At 39.6% G+C, this 17854-nt stretch carries 11 protein-coding genes and 2 tRNA genes; 5 read left to right on the top strand and 8 right to left on the bottom strand.

Going from position 1 to position 17854, the window contains the following annotated elements; all coding sequences use genetic code 11:
• The 3 genes from PR766_RS01095 to PR766_RS01085 are packed head-to-tail and all read right to left on the bottom strand — an operon-like array spanning nucleotide 1 to nucleotide 2849.
• Entirely contained in the window at nucleotides 1–807 is an 807-nt protein-coding gene (locus PR766_RS01095; RefSeq protein WP_006661390.1) for a putative hydro-lyase, read from the bottom strand.
• A gap of 2 nt (nucleotides 808–809) precedes the next feature.
• On the bottom strand, nucleotides 810–1583 hold the full coding sequence (locus PR766_RS01090) for a LamB/YcsF family protein (protein WP_154636404.1): 774 nt from the start codon (nucleotides 1581–1583) through the stop codon (nucleotides 810–812).
• 27 nt (nucleotides 1584–1610) lie between these two features.
• Nucleotides 1611–2849 (bottom strand): NRAMP family divalent metal transporter, encoded by a 1239-nt coding sequence (locus PR766_RS01085; RefSeq protein ID WP_036966115.1) that lies wholly within the window; start codon nucleotides 2847–2849, stop codon nucleotides 1611–1613.
• 428 nt (nucleotides 2850–3277) lie between these two features.
• Between PR766_RS01085 and PR766_RS01080 the strand changes: the two genes are divergently transcribed.
• The 3 genes from PR766_RS01080 to PR766_RS01070 all read left to right on the top strand — a co-directional run bounded on the left by PR766_RS01080 (nucleotide 3278) and on the right by PR766_RS01070 (nucleotide 7467).
• Entirely contained in the window at nucleotides 3278–3940 is a 663-nt protein-coding gene (locus PR766_RS01080) for a GntR family transcriptional regulator (protein WP_006661387.1), read from the top strand.
• A 398-nt stretch (nucleotides 3941–4338) separates the two neighbouring features.
• Nucleotides 4339–5646 (top strand): glutamate/aspartate:proton symporter GltP, encoded by a 1308-nt coding sequence (gltP, locus tag PR766_RS01075; RefSeq protein WP_006661386.1) that lies wholly within the window; start codon nucleotides 4339–4341, stop codon nucleotides 5644–5646.
• 312 nt (nucleotides 5647–5958) lie between these two features.
• Nucleotides 5959–7467, top strand: a complete 1509-nt coding sequence (locus tag PR766_RS01070) for a phosphoethanolamine transferase (RefSeq protein WP_154636403.1) — start codon at nucleotides 5959–5961, stop codon at nucleotides 7465–7467.
• Nucleotides 7468–7824: 357 nt separating this feature from the next.
• Here the strand turns inward: PR766_RS01070 and PR766_RS01065 are convergent, their stop codons facing one another.
• The 3 genes from PR766_RS01065 to PR766_RS01055 all read right to left on the bottom strand — a co-directional run bounded on the left by PR766_RS01065 (nucleotide 7825) and on the right by PR766_RS01055 (nucleotide 8625).
• Nucleotides 7825–8112 (bottom strand): putative quinol monooxygenase, encoded by a 288-nt coding sequence (locus tag PR766_RS01065; RefSeq protein ID WP_154636402.1) that lies wholly within the window; start codon nucleotides 8110–8112, stop codon nucleotides 7825–7827.
• 344 nt (nucleotides 8113–8456) lie between these two features.
• Nucleotides 8457–8532: transfer RNA gene (locus PR766_RS01060), tRNA-Thr, on the bottom strand.
• Between the two features lie 5 nt (nucleotides 8533–8537).
• A tRNA-Ser gene (locus PR766_RS01055) sits at nucleotides 8538–8625 on the bottom strand.
• Between the two features lie 215 nt (nucleotides 8626–8840).
• Here PR766_RS01055 and rcsD point away from each other — a divergent pair.
• Together rcsD and rcsB are read left to right on the top strand one after the other, a co-directional pair.
• Nucleotides 8841–11534 (top strand): phosphotransferase RcsD, encoded by a 2694-nt coding sequence (gene rcsD / locus PR766_RS01050; RefSeq protein WP_154636401.1) that lies wholly within the window; start codon nucleotides 8841–8843, stop codon nucleotides 11532–11534.
• 1 nt (nucleotide 11535) lies between these two features.
• Nucleotides 11536–12186, top strand: coding sequence for a response regulator transcription factor RcsB (rcsB, locus tag PR766_RS01045; RefSeq protein ID WP_006660314.1), 651 nt, complete (start codon nucleotides 11536–11538; stop codon nucleotides 12184–12186).
• Between the two features lie 54 nt (nucleotides 12187–12240).
• Here the strand turns inward: rcsB and rcsC are convergent, their stop codons facing one another.
• Both rcsC and gyrA read right to left on the bottom strand, forming a co-directional pair.
• The gene (rcsC, locus tag PR766_RS01040; RefSeq protein WP_154636400.1) at nucleotides 12241–15096 is read right to left on the bottom strand and encodes a two-component system sensor histidine kinase RcsC; all 2856 of its coding nucleotides are present in this window, start codon (nucleotides 15094–15096) and stop codon (nucleotides 12241–12243) included.
• A 147-nt stretch (nucleotides 15097–15243) separates the two neighbouring features.
• Nucleotides 15244–17847 (bottom strand): DNA topoisomerase (ATP-hydrolyzing) subunit A, encoded by a 2604-nt coding sequence (gyrA, locus tag PR766_RS01035; RefSeq protein WP_154636399.1) that lies wholly within the window; start codon nucleotides 17845–17847, stop codon nucleotides 15244–15246.
• Nucleotides 17848–17854: the final 7 nt, after the last annotated feature.

Here is a 17854-nt window from a genome sequence, read left to right as displayed (position 1 = left end):
CTATACGTGATAAGCATTGTCAGGAATATCCGTGATGAACATATACCCCGGAGCATGACTTAATGCAAAAGGCACCCCTGATTTCATCACTGCGGCTTGGGGAGTCACGCCACACGCCCAAAATACGGGAATTTCCCCCGCCTCAATACGCACCGCATCCCCAAAATCTGGACGCATAATGTCCTTAATACCTAGCAATTCCGGTGCTCCAATATGTACAGGAGCCCCATGTACCGCAGGAAAACGCCCTGAAATGGTCACCGCATCTGCAACGCGATCCGCAGGAATTGGGCGCATTGAAACCACCAGCTCCCCCTGTAAACGCCCTGCGGGTCTGCATAATTGGTTTGTTTTATACATCGGGACATTAGAACCATCCGTAATATGACGAATATCGATACCTGCTTCGATCATCGGTGTTTCAAAGGTAAAGCTGCACCCAATCAAAAAAGTCACTAAGTCAGGATGTTGCTGATAAATTGCCGTTGCATCGGTAATTTCATCCACCAGCTTGCCCTGTTCCCAAACGCGATAACGCGGAATGTCGGTACGTAAATCCGCATCGTCGGCTAATACGGTTTGCCAGCGACCGGATTCACACACATCCAAAACAGGACAACTTTTGGGATTTCGCTGAGCATAGAGTAGAAAATCAAACGCCCAGTCTCGAGGTAGTGCAATCATGTTGGCTTGCGTCATTCCCGGCGCCATGCCCGCCGTCGGTTTATCATATCCCTGACGAATGGACTCTCGAGCGGCTTTTGCCGCTTGAATCGCCTCTTTCGAGGCTTTCATTAATGTTGTCATATTTAGCCCCTCGCCCCAGCAAACCCGCAGATGTTGATGCCTTGTTGCTCAAGTATTTCCCGAACTTTCGCCGCCATCTCGAGCGCCCCTGGACTGTCACCATGCACACAAATGGAACCCGCTTCAATCGGCGTAAATTGTCCATCAATGGCGATAACTCCGCCATCATTGACCAACTGCAACATCCGTTTTGCGACCAATTCAGGATCATGTAGAACGGCGCCAGCAAGCTTTCTTGAAACCAACGTGCCATCACTGTTGTAAGCCCTATCTGCAAACGCTTCAGCCACCACATTGAGGCCTGCTTCCTGCGCCCAGCTGATAAGCGGAGCCCCTGCCAAAGCAACCAAGGTTAAATGGCTATCAATTGCGAGGATCCCTTCAATGACTGCCATAGCTTGGCGCTTATCATGAGCAATCGTGTTATACAGCGCGCCGTGAGGTTTGACATACCGCACCTCAGTGCCCGCCGCTTTGGCGAGCCCCTGTAATGCACCAATTTGATAAATCACATCTGCGGTTAATTCGTTAGATGCAATATCCATATTGCGGCGACCAAATCCGACTAAATCCGGATACCCCACATGAGCGCCCACTGTGACACCGTGTTTTTTCGCGGCAATTAAGGTTTTTAAAATCCCATCTGGAGAACCCGCATGAAATCCACAAGCAATGTTAGCGCTGCTGACAAGACCCAGTATTGCCTCATCATTGCCCATCTGCCATTGACCGAAACTTTCACCAAGGTCGCTATTTAGGTCGATTTTTTTGTTCATTATTGTCCCTCACTCCCTGATAACGTCTTATTTTAAGTAGTTGAAAATGGCAGTTACAGACATCGCACCCATGTACCAAGTGAGAGCACAGGTCACAACACCTGACCACAATAACCAACGTGGGTAGTGATAACCTTCCATTAAATCAGCGCGTTTCCAGCCAATGTAAACAAACAACGTTAAACCAATCGGTAAAATAAGACCGTTAAAGCCACCCGCAAAAACTAACAGTGCTGCTGGCGCAGTTCCCATTAAAAGATAAACAGCGAGTGAAACTGCGATAAATAAGATAGTGGCAATATTGCGTTGTCTTTCTGTAATGGAAGACTTAAACGCTTTTAAGAAACTCATGGAGGTATAGGCTGCACCAATCACACTGGTCAATGCGGCCGCCCATAAGATTAAACCAAAGATACGTAAACCGTAGTTACCCGCTGCCGCTTGGAAAGCTTGTGAGGCTGGGTTAGCTGCTTTTCCAGAAATATCAATCGTCACCCCACTGGCAACGACACCTAAAATGGCTAAAAACAGGATGTAACGCATTAACCCAACCACAATAATCCCTTTGGTTGCCGCACTGGAAACGGCTTTGATGTTCTCAACACCAACTTCGCCTTTATCCAGTAAACGGTGCGCCCCTGCATAACAGATGTAGCCTCCCACGGTACCGCCAACAATAGTGGTGATCATGGCAAAATCCACCGTATCTGGCAGCACGCTCTGGCGTAGAGCTTCACCAATTGGCGGATTAGACGCAATCATGACAAATAACGTCAAGCCAATCATCACCAACCCTAACACAATGATTAATCTATCAATAAATGTGCTGGCTTTACGCGATGAGAAGATATAGATCGCTAATAAGGCACTGAGTAAACCGCCCCATTTCGGATCTAATCCAACAAGTGCATTCAGGCCCAACCCTGCCCCTGCAATATTTCCGATGTTAAATATCAATCCACCAAAAATAACGAGTACCGCCAACAAATAGCCGCTGCCCGGAATGGTGGCATTCGCGATTTCAGACGAATGCATTTTTGTGAGTGTGACGACTCGCCAAATGTTTTGTTGGACAACGAAATCAATCACAATAGAGGCCAAAATACCAAACGCGAATGCGGCCCCTAAGGTGACCGTAAAGGTCGCAGTTTGAGTGATAAATCCGGGACCAATCGCGGATGTTGCCATTAAGAAAATCGCGCCGATAAGCGAGGAACGACGCTTTTTCACATATTCTGCTGTTGAGATATTTTCCTGAGCTGCCATATGCATACCCCTCTGTGATTTTGTTGTTATCTGTATTTTGATGTTATTTGTATTTGTTGATGTTGTGCTGAGTTATAAAGGCAATTTTCGTGCCATTGTTCTATCAATAGGAAGAATTGTTAATTTATTGAACGTGGATTGTTGAACAATTAATACGGAGCGATGAATAATTAAGCAATTAAAATCGTTTCTGAGGAGTCAAAAATCGAATCTTGATCACTTTTTTAACATTTGATTCTTATTTGTAACATTCAAGATGGGATAGGAAACATGCAAAAGCACCAATCTAGTGCTCTTTATATGAAAATGCCCTAATTAAGTGCAGAAAGGAGTCTTGCTGCCCTACAACGAATATGTGAAGATAGCGCTCGAATAGCAATTTCACTGAATTTTTTATCTCATTTTTCTTCAACTAGGCTCGCCTTTTTATGAAAAAACCGTCCGTCGCGCAAACCTTGTCAGTCACCATTGCAGAAACTATTCGCCAAAAAATTACCGTGGGTGAGCTAACGCCAGGGCAGCGCTTATCGGAAGCCGCATTGAGTGAAGAATTGGATATTTCCCGCAATACTCTCAGAGAAGTGTTCCGTGTATTAACCCAAGAAGGTCTGCTCACCTATGCGCCTAACAAAGGCGTTTATGTTTCCGTCCCTGATATGGCTGCAATTATTGATATTTACCAAGTGCGCAGGCTGATTGAATGTAATTCATTGACCCATGCTTACGCGCTCCATCCTGCGGTCCAAAAAATGAAACACGCGGTGGCTGAAGCCCGAGAACACGAAAAAACAGAAAATTGGGTTGGAGTGGGAACCGCTAATATGAAATTCCATACGGCGATTGTGGAACTTTCAGACAGCGAAAGGCTGATTAAGCTGTACCATAATATTGCGGCAGAATTGCGTTTAGCTTTTGGTCATTTGAATGATGCAAAGTTGCTGTATGCACCCTATATTGATAAAAACCAAGCTATTTTAGAGTTATTGGATGCAGGTCGAAATCAAGATGCAGCCTCTACGCTATTAAATTACCTCGATGTCTCTGAGCGCACCTTACTCGCAGCCTATAAACGCAGCCACTCAATATTGTAAATCGTGAATGCGGTGATGAGTGTATTTTTCCTATGGCATTCTCCTATGCCATCCCTCTATTTGTAATCCTATCTCCATTCAAATAATACCGTATAAACATTCGCAGAATTAATCACGCCATAAAAAATCAAACTTACACAAGTTGTATTTAACAATTTTTATAGATTTAGATTATCACTTTTTATTATCGATTTAATTACATTCACGGAAACAATCTGAAACATTGATTAACAAAATAGTTAATTTCAGTAACTTAATTTACATTTTGTTATAGGTAACTATTGTAAATAACTCTACTTTCTCGAATAAACGATTGTGGTTTTTCCGAATATTAGTTATAAAACTGAGCATAATAAAAATACAATGTTAAATATTATTAATATAAACGAGAATTATTTATGACATTAAACAACATCGTTCAAAAAAAACCGTTTAAATTTGGTTTAGGCTGGCAGATTCTAGTCGCCCTCATTTTAGGGGTTATCCTCGGTGCTTTATTGCATGAAAGCGTAGAGTACAAAGATTGGTTGATCCTGAATGTGCTTTCCCCCGCAGGTAAAATTTTCATCCAGTTAATCAAAATGATTGTTGTACCTATCGTCATTTCAACCCTGATTGTCGGGATTGCAGGCGTTGGAAATACAAAGCAATTAGGTACACTCGGCTTCAAAACTATTCTCTATTTTGAGATCATTACCACCATTGCCATCATTGTCGGAATTTCGTTTGCGAATATATTCCAACCCGGTGTGGGCATTGATATGTCTCAACTTACTCAAGTGGATATTTCTCAGTATCAAAAAACGACCCAAGAGGTTGCTAGTCATCCTTCAGGGATCGTGAATACCTTGCTCTCTTTGGTACCGAGCAATATTTTTGCTGCTATGGCTAGCGGCGATATGCTTCCTGTTATTTTCTTTGCTGTGTTATTTGGTTTGGGATTATCTTCCCTTCCTGTAGCCAAAAAACAACCTCTGTTAGATGTTCTGCAAACTTTCTCTGAGACCATGTTCCGTGTGACCAATATGATCATGCTGTATGCGCCAATCGGTGTATTTGCCTTGATTTCTGTCACTGTTGCCAATTTTGGTTTCACCTCACTCGTCCCACTGCTGAAACTCGTTATTTTGGTTCACTGTGCCATTATTTTCTTCGCAGTTGTCGTACTCGGAATTGTTGCACGCTATTGCAAAATTAATATTTTTACTCTGATGAGAATATTAAAGGATGAGCTGCTGCTCGCCTATTCAACAGCCAGTTCAGAAACTGTACTGCCGCGCATTATGGATAAAATGGAGAAATATGGTGCACCAAAATCTGTCACCAGTTTCGTGATCCCAATTGGCTATTCATTTAACTTAGATGGCTCAACTCTTTACCAAAGTATCGCCGCAATTTTCATTGCTCAGTTATATGGAATCGAGCTGTCATTAGGACAAGAATTAATTTTAGTGTTCACTCTCATGATCACATCAAAAGGAATTGCTGGAGTGCCTGGTGTTTCATTCGTGGTGTTGCTAGCAACCTTAGGTTCTGTGGGTATCCCATTAGAAGGCTTAGCCTTTATTGCCGGTGTTGACCGTATTCTTGATATGGCAAGAACCGCGCTAAACGTGGTTGGTAATGCGTTAGCTGCATTAGTCATCGCAAAATGGGAACATAATTATGATGAGAAAAAAGCCCGTGAATATGAGGACAGTTTTTGATTAGGGATAAATGATACAATTCTAAATAGCATAAAAACGCTTTCAAACCATTGAGAGCGTCTTTTATAAATATGTGCTAAGCTGTTCCAGCAATAATTTACAGAGTATACAAATTTTCATATCACTTTAATTTGACTAATGATATAAAATTATCCCTGTTTTATCAAAAAACGATTTATTAAATATTTTTTATTCTACTATTATTCCATTTTATCACTGGCATTTGTACACTACTGGTAACACAATTGGCTCATTCTCAATCGCAACTTATAAGCGATAACTGCAACTCCAAAAACAGAAATCGATGAAAATATGCACAACTTAGTGAAAAATAACTTCTTATTAAAATTTCTTGCGTTATTTTTATTCTTTACCGCTATTCATTATGCGATGGGATACCACTTCAAGATATTCTATGTTATCGCCATCACAGGGTTTATGATTGTCATAAATAACCACTCAAAAGTGTATAAAACGATTATTGCAATATATGCTCTTGTGGGCGTCTTCTATTTACCCGTGGGATTACTCTATGGCTATCCTGATTATAATATCTTTTCATCATTTTATTATACAGATAGTGAAGAAGCTAAAGGCTTTATTAAAAATATTAATTACAAGTACTATCTTTTCTCCATATTGTTACTTTGCTTCAGTTGCTTCATATTAAGATTGAAGTTTCATATTAATAAAAAAAACAAATATGTATTTTCATCCATTTTCTTAATCATTACTGCTATTTCCCCTATTAAAGCCTTATCCGATGGAAGTTGGCGATTATTCTTAACATCAGGATTGCCTGAATATCGTTTCTTTACTGAAAGTTTTTTTTATCTAAATTATTTGCAACAAGAAAAGAAATCTATTGAAGGTGATGACACTTTTGAATCACCAACAGCCGATCCTAAATATCATATTTATGTGGTTATCATTGGAGAAAGTGTTCGACGCGATTTTATGCACAGCTATGGTTTTCCCATAGAGAACACGCCATTTACAGATACAATAAAAGGCTATGTATTTGATAATTACATATCCGCTTCAGGATCAACTAACCTTTCGTTATCAAATACGTTATCTTTGTATCCTAAAATGCAAAATAATATTATTTCTCTCGCGAATAAAGCAGGGTTCAAAACTTTCTGGATTTCTAGACAAGGAACCTATGGAAAACATGACGGTCCTGTAGCTTCAATTGCTAAACGAGCTACTCATGCTTACTTTGTTGGTGGCAATGCATTGCTTGATAATAATGTCATATCTCAAGATGCTCCTGTTATCCCTAAATTTATTGAGTCTCTAGAGCAATCCGGTCAACACAAGCTTATCGTGGTGCACCTAATTGGTAGCCATTCACCATTCTGTGAACGAATTGGTAATACTTATGAACAATTTCATATCAGTGACAAGCTTTCTTGCTATATTCAATCGATTAAAAATACAGATTATCTTTTATCGCAAATACAGCAATTACTGATAAAACAAAATACATCATGGTCTATGCTCTATTTTTCTGACCATGGGCTCTCTTTTATTGATAATCAAACAGATTTGATCCATGGTGATAAAACGAGACAGAATTTTGAAGTTCCATTCTTTATTACATCTTCGGATTCTACTCAACGAGAGATTATTTCAGCACGTCGTAGTGCCATGAGCTTTATGAGCCTCTTTTCACAGTGGACAGGAATATCAGAAAAAAGCATACCCCAATCTTGTACAATGATCTCAAATCAAGAATGTGAAGGACAAAATACTATTATTAATTTTGATAAAGATCCAATGAGCTTTGAACGCCTTGCTCATGATGAAAAAAAATAAATGCACAGTGTGAGCAATAATTTAATTTATTGCTCACACTTGGCTAGTCATTTATACGTAATTTGAAATTCATTTCACCACTTATATAATATTTTTCAGCGAAATTTTATTTCCTTACTACGCTGAATATACGTTTATAACTTAGATTATTTTTATTTGGGCTCGTATCAATGAATCAAGTCAGTCGTTTTCTTTTATTCTTAAAAGTTCTACAGCATCTCATGACGATCTTTGTATTCACCCTGTCATACTTTATGTTTCAAAATTGGATATAACCCCCTACTAGTCATCATTAATCAGCTCGTTAGAGGGATGTAAGCAAGGAATCTAGATTAAATATCCAATGCCGGTTTTATTTTAAAATGCAGCATCCATCAGAATAAATCGAGGCTCTGCTTTTTGATGATGATTAATCATTGGAACTAATCGTTGAAAATGTTCCGATGCACAATGCGCATCTAATGCCGCTTGATTCGGCCACTCTTCAATAAACACAAAATGCCCAGGGTCCTTTTCATCAATATAAAGGTCATAGGCAATACATAAAGGTTCTTTTTTGGTTGCTTCTACAAGTTCTTTATAGAGTGGCAGAACAATTTCTATCGCTTCTGGTTTGATAAAATCTTCAGCAATCACTTTTAACATTACAATACCCCCGACTCAGTTTAATCACTCTCAAAAACTACGGATGCCTCAAAGCACAATACGTTGATATATCCGCATTCAAAAGACTGCTCCTATCTTACCATCTACACTTTTCATTATCTGAGCTAATTGGGTCTTATCTTTCTCATAAAAAGCAACGTAGCACTTATCCACTAAATGATAAATTCGTTATGCTTTCGTCATCGTCGTTCGAACCGCTTTATTGAGGGTATCGTGATTAATATTTAATTAGATTTCAATGCATTAATTGAAAAAACAGACAGAAAGACAAATGAAAGAAAAGAAAAAACCCACTATCTCTTTCGAGATAGTGGGTTCTTATTTGGTGCCGGCTACCGGAGTCGAACTGGTGACCTACTGATTACAAGTCAGTTGCTCTACCAACTGAGCTAAGCCGGCTAATTTGGCGGAGAGATAGAGATTCGAACTCTAGGATGGTTACCCATCGGCGGTTTTCAAGACCGCTGCCTTCGACCGCTCGGCCATCTCTCCATGGGGCGCGATTATGGAGGAATCCCGAGGGCTTGTCTACCCCTGATAGTAAAATAATTGCATTTTTTTGTTCGTTTGACTAATCTTCACTCAATTGTTCTCTATTCCCCTCAAAAAATGCTAATATCTGTGCAAAATCGGTGTCTATAATGAGTCTAGGCGTATGATTTTTAATCTGATTAATCTAATTTGCCAGTGTGGCAGCGTGGGACTGTATGTACAAACAATCATTATTAAAACCGAATATTCTTTCTCGCATTTTTATTGCCTTTATTGTGCTACTCGTCACAATGCTTTCGCTGTCTCTCTATAATTATTACCACGCTTGGATGCTAGCCCATCAAACTGCGATAAATACCCTTGCTAATCGACTTGCTTACCAAATTGAAGATTATCGCTATCAAGCTACTCATATTTATAAGCTAGCCAATGATAAAGCCACGCCAGATTCGATGAGCGATATTTCAGTCACCGAAATGCGCCATGATGTTTATTGGTTAAGTAGCGCCAATCAAACAATTGATTCCGTTGTCTTTGGCCTCAACAAACCCAGTAGTAAAGTGTTGGCAACTAAATTAGCCAATTACATGGAGATCGTGTGGGGTGCACGAAATGAATTTAACTCTATGTACTATCTGAACGGTCAAGATAATACTTTAATACTGGTGACTACCCATTCCATCTTAAAGCCTGAGCTACGCTATAAAGAAAGCTATTTGACGCTGACCGCAGAGGATAAGCGTTCTGATATGATAGCCCAGTCGACCTTATTGGATCGCCGAGAAGTGCTCTCCAATATGCAGAAAAATGCACAAGATAATGTCTACTTCTATACTTACCGCTTAGTTTTTAACTCCCCTGGTCGTCTAAGCAGCGTCATCTCTTTTGATATCTCCATTAATTCAATTCTTCCATTTACCTTGAAGGGAGATGATATTTCCATTTCACAAAGATCAAACAATCAAGATATGAGTCAGTCTGGCAGTGAGTTGACGGGGACTAACCTCATGCTATCGCAACCTATCGAGGGCACGAGTTATCAGATTAACTATAACCTCTCATTAAAAAGTATTATTTTCGGCGTGATCAGTTACAACTTTTGGCTAATCACCTGTATGTTTGCAGTCAGTATTCTGGCGTTGCTCACCACCATGTTTATTCGCAAACGGATTATTTCACCCAATGCATCCATGCTTGATGAGCTCCAATTCAAGGATGCACTGAATAATGACATTCTCAACCATATCGCTTATGGCATCCTAGTCTTCGATTTCAATAGTAATAAAAAACTATTGAGTAACAGCATTTCTAACCAGTTATTGCCATCGATGGATCTTATTCATATCAAAGAGATGGCAACCGATCATAATGATGTCATTCAGGTCTCCATCGAGAATAATGTCTATGAAATCATTTTGGTAAATAGTCAAATTAAAGAAAATACGGTCTTGTTTATCATCATTGATAAAGATAAAGAAGTTCTTACCCAAAAACGTCAAGAAATGGCTACTCGCGAATACCAGCGAAATATTCAGCTTAGAAAAGTGGTCTTCAAAAATATTTGCCAAGAAATTCTGCCCGCTATTGATAAAGTAAACGCTGAGTTTAGCCAATTGGCGATGACGCTCAATGAGCGTAATAACCCATTACTCACTGAAATCCAGAATCACCTATTTTATATCAATAATTGGTTTAAAAATATTGCGTTAATTAGCCAATTAGAAACTCAACAAATTGATTTTAAGACAGAAAAATTTGCAATTAGTCAAGTAATTAGCCAATTCCTTAAATACAATTTATCTCATTTAAATTGCAAAGGACTCTCATTTTATTTCTATAATAATATCAATCCTGATTCATTAATCGAAAATAACCCTGCTTATTTCCAGACTTTATTCCAATTAATTTGGGAATATTCAATAGAAACTACAGCCTTTGGTAAAATTATCATTTCTATTGACTACATTGAAGACAAAAATGAAATATCCATTGATATAAAAGATACAGGCATTGGATTAACGAATATTGAATTAAGTAACTTACAAAACCCATTTACGGGAAAAACTCAAGATTCAAATAAATTTAAGCGTTCTGGCATGACATTTTATCTCTGCAAGTTATTGACTAATAAAATGAAAGGCTCATTTACGATTAAATCTAGTGACGCTATTGGTTGCCACTATCAAATCCGGCTTCCGGCACTCATTCAGCAGCATGAATACCCTGCATTGCTTGAGGATGTTTTTATTCGTTTAAATATTCAGAATATTGATGCTCGTCGAATTGTTAAACAAACTTTATCCCATTATGGTGCTGAATTTCTTGATATAGATGAAAGTTCACCGCATAACCATTGGGATCTTTTGATCGCTGACAATGATGATGTTCCATTTAGTAATATTATTAAAATTAACGGTAATATATCTTCACTAAATTGTATTAAGTCAAATTACATTGAAGTTAACTACAATTTTGCAGATGAACTTATTGATGCTATCTCATTATTGATAGAACAAGCCGATAATGTAGAAGATAATAACGAATCAAGCCAACACTCATCGCAAAATCTCCGCGAAAATAGTCAAAAATCAAATGAATCTACCGATAACATTCTTTCTGAGTATCATTTAATTCTGGCAAATAGCGATTATAAAGATTTGTTTATCTCAACAGTACCGATAGATATTAATAAACTGTATAATAGTGAAAGTGTTGCGAATTTAGCCGAATTAAAAGACACTGCACATCGTTTAAAAGGAGTTTTTGCTATGCTTGAATTCCATTATCTTCATAAACTTTGTGAAGATTTGGAGCATTTCATAGCAGATGAAAACGGATTTGAAATAAAAAATTGCATTAGAGAACTGGATGTCTCAGTGAAAAGACTAATGCCAGAAGGTAACCAATAATATGAATAACCTAAATGTCATTGTTGCCGATGATCATCCTATTGTTCTTTTCGGTATAAGAAAGTCTCTTGAACAGATTGAATGGGTAAACATCGTCGGTGAATTTGAAGATTCTACTTCTTTAATTAATAACTTAGCACGCCTTAATGCAGACGTTCTGGTTACTGATTTGTCTATGCCTGGCGATAAATACGGTGATGGTATTACGTTAATCAAATACATTAAACGTCACTACCCTGACTTATCGATTATTGTCCTAACCATGAACAATAATCCTGCGATCTTAAGTGCTATTCTTGAGCTTGATATTGAAGGTATCGTGCTAAAACAAGGCGCACCAGCAGACTTACCAAAAGCACTCGCCGCTTTACAAAAAGGGAAAAAATTCACCCCTGAAAGCGTCAGTAAATTGCTTGAGAAAGTTAATGCCAGTGGCTATGGTGACAAACGTTTATCACCAAAAGAAAGTGAAGTTCTTCGCTTATTTGCTGAAGGCTTCTTAGTCACTGAGATTGCTAAAAAACTGAATCGCAGCATCAAAACCATCAGTAGCCAGAAAAAATCAGCAATGTTAAAACTGGGTGTTGAAAATGATATTGCCTTACTGAACTATCTTTCATCAGTCAGTATTGATAATACCCCGACAGAGTAATCCTTATTCTGACACCAAAATAAAAGCCCGTTATAGGGCTTTTATTTTTTCTATTCAATGTGTTATTGATTCGCTCGGCTTCACGTATTTTACCAACGATTCACGCAATATGCTGATAGACGTTGGCTTCGATAAGCAATCATTCATGCCAGCATCCAGACAGCGCTGTTTCTCTTCTGCCATCGCATTGGCAGTTAATGCCACAATTGGCTGTCTAAAGCCTTGTTCACGTAATGCTCTCGCTAATTGATAGCCATCCATATTTGGCATATTCACGTCTGAAAGCACAATATCGGCATGACAATGTTCAAGGTGTTTTAGTGCATCTAATCCATCTACAGCCGTGCTTGTCATGAATCCTATGCTTGCTAATTGTTCTGTCAGGAGCATACGGTTAATCGGATGGTCATCAACAATTAAGACTTTAAATTCATTCAGATCTGCATCCGCCCCTTCAAGCTCATTATTTTCTAAGCTTTCTTTTGTCTCTTGAGTCAATTTAACGATAAATTTATCAATCAGCATCGGCAACTTATCGAGCTGATAAGTGTTATACAGCCATTCGTTAGATTGCGTTTCAAATAACTCACCTGAATATAAACTACTGAGTCGAAGTAGATTTTTACCCTGTGCGACAAGGTATTCTGAATTATCCGTAATCATCAAATCATACGTTTCATTCTCACTCGCCTTTACCACATTAAAATCATGGTGTTCCAGCAACCTTGTGATGAAATCAAGCAAAAATGAATTCAATCCGGTCACAGCAATATGATAACTTTTGCGATATTCAGGGATATTGGACTCAATATATTGCTGACCATAAAGTGGAATGCGGATCGTAAATCGACTTCCTAATCCCGCTTGAGAATCCACGGCAATATCACCATCCATTAAGTTAATGAGTTTTTCGCAAATAGCTAATCCAAGTCCTGTCCCTTTATGCCCATTATTTTGATCGTAAACTTGGAAGAATGGGTCAAAGAGTTGCATCACCACCGCCGGTGTCATACCTATTCCTGAATCTTTGACCTCTATTTTTAGGTAGTTTTCATCTTTCCACACATGCAGCATGACAAACCCAGAATCGGTGAATTTAATACTGTTATTCACAATATTAGAGATAACTTGTTGTAAACGTACCGGATCGCTGAGCATTAAATCAGGAATATTAGGCTCAATATACGAATAGAGTGAGACTTGTTTTTTCGTTGCCAACGGCACATAGTTAGCAAGTACATAAGCAAACACATTACGACAATTGAATAATTTATTTTCTATTTTCAGTTGTTTAGATTCAATTTTGGAAAAATCTAAAATATCACTAATGATTTGCAGCAGTAGCGACGAAGAGTTATCCATTGTCGAGACTAATCGAACCGCTTTATCCGATAATTCATAGCGTTGTAGCAACTCAATATTACCGATGATTCCATACAGCGGTGTTCTTAATTCATGGCTAACGGTCGCCAAGAACATGGATTTGGCTTGGTTCGCTTGTTCTGCGGCATCCGCGACGTCCTGTAATGATTTCTCCATCTGAACGCGGATGCTGATATCAATCAGTACACAAATCGCTACATCTTCATTTTGATAACGTGAATTCACGAAACTAATCTGTAAATGGGTACCATTCGTCGCCACAACATCAATGTAGTTGCTGGATTTCTGGCGAATAATTGTCAAAATGCGCTGCTTATCATCATCATTGAGCAAACGAAAATAGTTATGAGCAAGCTCATTACTCAGAATATTTCCGCCATCACTTAGTCTTAAGATAATGATCCCAACAGGTGCTGATGCCACAATTTTGTGGTTAAATTGCTCATGCTCCTCCAAGCGAATCGCCGTATTTGCCGCTGGCTCTAACATACGCCGTTCTAATAACCAAATTAAAAAGAAAATCAACGCACCTGATAAAATATTGATCAACAGTGCATAAATGATTGAAGTTTTAAGATTATCGATTAAATACGACGTTGAAATAGAATAAATAACAGTAAGCTGTGAAGGTGCTAAACGTTTCTTGAAAAAAAGTTTTGTGTAATCAGAGTTAAAACCAAAGTAGTTTATTTCCCCTGACGTCAGTAAGGGTGAGTTTTTAATGTTCACATCTGACGAGGTATAAAGGACTGGTTGATTTAAGTTGTTAATTAACGTGATTTCAACCGCTGCATTATTACGCAAATTGAATTGGTTTAAATTAATAGTACGCTCTATACCAATAAATCCAACAATTATGCCTTTCTCATAAATAGGGATCATCAAATAAAGTTGACCATTTGATGGCTGAGAATTGTGAGTGATGGTATATAAATTTCGCTCTTGACCCTGCTGCTTTAATTGCTTGTAGAGACGCGTGTTGTCATAAACGACTTTCTTTAACACGTCGATATCAGAAACCGCAGCACGAATAGAGTAATCCATCATGCAATAACTACCTGTACCAAAGACAAATACGTGATTTACCCCTTGAGGGATCGCAATACTGTCTTTCCAAAACATATTGAGTTGTTCAAAGGCAGAAAGATAGTTTCTCGTTCTTTGCTTAAAGACTTCACAGTCGGCTGTTGGGCTCAAGGGATATAAAGCATATGAGGCAGATGTCGGTAGCGTAATTTCTTCCTGTTGAATACCCATTTTTTGTTGATATTCTTGGTCTTTAAGTTTCTGTTGCCTCGTCATCGAGTGAATTAGACGCAACGTAGCATTGGACTGTTGAATGTAAACTTGCAGATTTTCATAACCGGAATGGAATTGTTGGCGTAGGTCCGATTTATGCTCATTGAATTGCGTATAGAGGAAAAATAGCGTGATGAAAAGCCCCATTCCCCATAGCATAATGCCTAGGACACGAAAAAGATCTCTAGATAATCTGAGGGATGTCTTAAACGAGGGTAAATATCTCAATCCGTTACCTACAAGTACATTATCACTAACCCTGAGTATACTCGATTAACTCAATGAAAAGCGACAACCAATAACTTCCATGTATATTGCCAGTGTAAACATATAAAAACGGGCGGATAATCCGCCCGTTTAATTTGTGTTTTATACTTACTCTTCAGTGTCTACGCTGGTATCAACATCACCGTCAACATCAATACCATCTTCATCGGTATTTTCATCGTCTTCAGTTTCAGCAACACGTTGCAAACCAACCACTTTTTCATCTTCAGCAGTTCGGATCAGAGTAACACCTTGGGTATTACGCCCTACCACACTCACTTCGGAAACACGAGTACGAACCAAAGTACCTGCATCCGTAATCATCATGATTTGGTCTGTGTCTTCCACTTGGATTGCACCCACCACATGACCATTACGCTCGCTCACTTTAATGGAGATAACTCCTTGAGTTGCACGAGATTTCGTTGGGTATTCAGCCTCTTCTGTACGCTTACCGAAACCATTTTCAGTGACCGTCAGAATATGCCCTTCACCACGTGGGATAATTAAAGAAACAACTTTGTCGTTGTCCATTAATTTAATACCGCGAACACCTGTCGCTGTACGTCCCATCGCACGAACCGCATCCTCTGCAAAACGAACGACTTTACCTTGCGCAGAGAACAGCATGACTTCGTTACTGCCATTGGTTAAATCAACACCAATGAGTTCATCGCCTTCATTCAAGTTTACCGCGATAATACCCGCGCTTCTTGGACGACTGAAATCTTGCAGAGGCGTTTTCTTCACAGTACCGCTCGCGGTAGCCATAAAGACATAATAGCCTTCTTCGTACTCACGCACAGGCAATATAGCCGTAATGCGCTCATCTTGTTCCAATGGTAGTAAGTTAACAATTGGGCGTCCACGAGCACCACGGCTAGCTTCAGGCAATTGATACACTTTCATCCAATATAAGCGACCACGACTTGAGAAACACAAGATAGTATCGTGGGTATTGGCAACCAGCAGACGCTCAATAAAGTCTTCTTCTTTAATACGTGCTGCGGACTTACCTTTACCACCACGACGCTGTGCTTCGTAGTCAGACAATGGCTGATACTTCACATAACCTTGGTGAGATAACGTCACAACCACATCTTCTTGGTTGATCAAATCCTCAATATTGATATCTGCGGTATTTTCTGTGATCTCAGTACGACGCGGGTCATTATAAGCATCACGAATTGCTTCTAACTCTTCACGAATGACTTCCATCAAACGCTCTGGGCTACGCAGAATAAACAGTAACTCTTCGATTTGTTTCAGAAGTTCGCGGTACTCTTCCAGCAGTTTTTCATGCTCAAGACCAGTTAATTTCTGTAAACGCAGATCCAAAATAGCTTGAGCCTGTTGTTCAGTCAGGAAATATTGACCTTCATGAACACCATATTGTGGCTCTAACCACTCTGGACGTGCAGCATCATCACCAGCACGCTCTAGCATGGAAGCAACGTTGCCTAAGTCCCAAGAACGAGAAATCAGCCCTGCTTTAGCTTCCGCAGGTGTCGGTGCTTTACGGATCAATTCGATAATTGGGTCGATATTCGCCAGTGCCACCGCCAACGCTTCAAGGATGTGCGCACGGTCACGGGCTTTACGCAGTTCGAAAATAGTACGACGTGTAACAACTTCACGACGATGGCGAACAAACGCGGCAATAATATCTTTCAGGTTCAAGATTTTTGGTTGACCCTGATGCAGAGCCACCATGTTGATACCGAAAGAAACTTGCAGTTGAGTCAGTGAATACAGGTTATTGAGCACCACTTCGCCAACAGCATCGCGTTTAATTTCAATAACAATGCGCATACCGTCTTTGTCAGACTCATCACGCAGTGCACTGATGCCTTCAACACGTTTTTCTTTAACTAATTCTGCAATCTTTTCAATCAAGCGCGCTTTGTTCACTTGATATGGAATTTCGTTGACAATAATGGTTTCGCGACCATTTTTCTCATCAACTTCGACCTCGGCACGTGCACGAATGTACACCTTACCGCGACCTGTACGATATGCATCGATGATACCACGACGACCGTTGATAATTGCAGCTGTCGGGAAATCAGGTCCCGGAATGTGCTCCATCAGGCCTTCAATGCTAATATCTTCATCTTCTATATAAGCTAAGCAACCGTTAATCACTTCCCCTAAGTTGTGAGGAGGAATATTGGTTGCCATCCCGACAGCAATACCGGAAGAACCATTCACCAATAGGTTAGGTATTTTGGTTGGCATCACTTCAGGGATTTGCTCTGTACCATCATAGTTAGGAACAAAGTCTACGGTTTCTTTTTCTAAATCAGCCAGCATTTCATGGGCAATTTTTGCCATACGGATTTCCGTATAACGCATTGCAGCGGCGGAGTCTCCGTCAACTGAACCAAAGTTCCCCTGACCATCTACCAGCATGTAACGCATAGAGAAAGGCTGCGCGAGACGGACGATTGTCTCATAAACGGCGCTATCCCCATGTGGATGGTATTTACCGATGACGTCCCCGACGATACGGGCAGACTTTTTATAGGGTTTATTCCAATCATTTCCCAGTACATTCATCGCAAATAAGACTCGGCGATGTACTGGCTTCAGCCCATCTCGAACATCTGGAAGTGCACGACCGACGATAACGGACATTGCATAATCCAAATAGGAACTTTTCAGTTCTTCTTCGATATTGACTGGGGTGATTTCTCTGGCAATCTCGCTCATGGAACCA

Origin of the sequence: Providencia sp. PROV208 (assembly GCF_028479465.1) — a bacterium.
GTDB classification, from domain to species: domain Bacteria; phylum Pseudomonadota; class Gammaproteobacteria; order Enterobacterales; family Enterobacteriaceae; genus Providencia; species Providencia alcalifaciens.
The sequence above is the reverse complement of the archived record's forward strand: the minus strand, read 5'-3'. Positions and strand labels throughout refer to the sequence as shown.

What these genes read in the sequence shown, in the direction of transcription:
- gltP (WP_006661386.1), top strand. Translation starts at nt 4,339, where the DNA reads ATGACATTAAACAACATCGTTCAAAAAAAACCGTTTAAATTTGGTTTA.
- PR766_RS01065 (WP_154636402.1), bottom strand. Translation starts at nt 8,112, where the DNA reads ATGTTAAAAGTGATTGCTGAAGATTTTATCAAACCAGAAGCGATAGAA.
- PR766_RS01070 (WP_154636403.1), top strand. Translation starts at nt 5,959, where the DNA reads ATGCACAACTTAGTGAAAAATAACTTCTTATTAAAATTTCTTGCGTTA.
- PR766_RS01095 (WP_006661390.1), bottom strand. Translation starts at nt 807, where the DNA reads ATGACAACATTAATGAAAGCCTCGAAAGAGGCGATTCAAGCGGCAAAA.
- rcsD (WP_154636401.1), top strand. Translation starts at nt 8,841, where the DNA reads ATGTACAAACAATCATTATTAAAACCGAATATTCTTTCTCGCATTTTT.
- PR766_RS01080 (WP_006661387.1), top strand. Translation starts at nt 3,278, where the DNA reads ATGAAAAAACCGTCCGTCGCGCAAACCTTGTCAGTCACCATTGCAGAA.
- rcsB (WP_006660314.1), top strand. Translation starts at nt 11,536, where the DNA reads ATGAATAACCTAAATGTCATTGTTGCCGATGATCATCCTATTGTTCTT.
- PR766_RS01085 (WP_036966115.1), bottom strand. Translation starts at nt 2,849, where the DNA reads ATGGCAGCTCAGGAAAATATCTCAACAGCAGAATATGTGAAAAAGCGT.
- PR766_RS01090 (WP_154636404.1), bottom strand. Translation starts at nt 1,583, where the DNA reads ATGAACAAAAAAATCGACCTAAATAGCGACCTTGGTGAAAGTTTCGGT.
- gyrA (WP_154636399.1), bottom strand. Translation starts at nt 17,847, where the DNA reads ATGAGCGAGATTGCCAGAGAAATCACCCCAGTCAATATCGAAGAAGAA.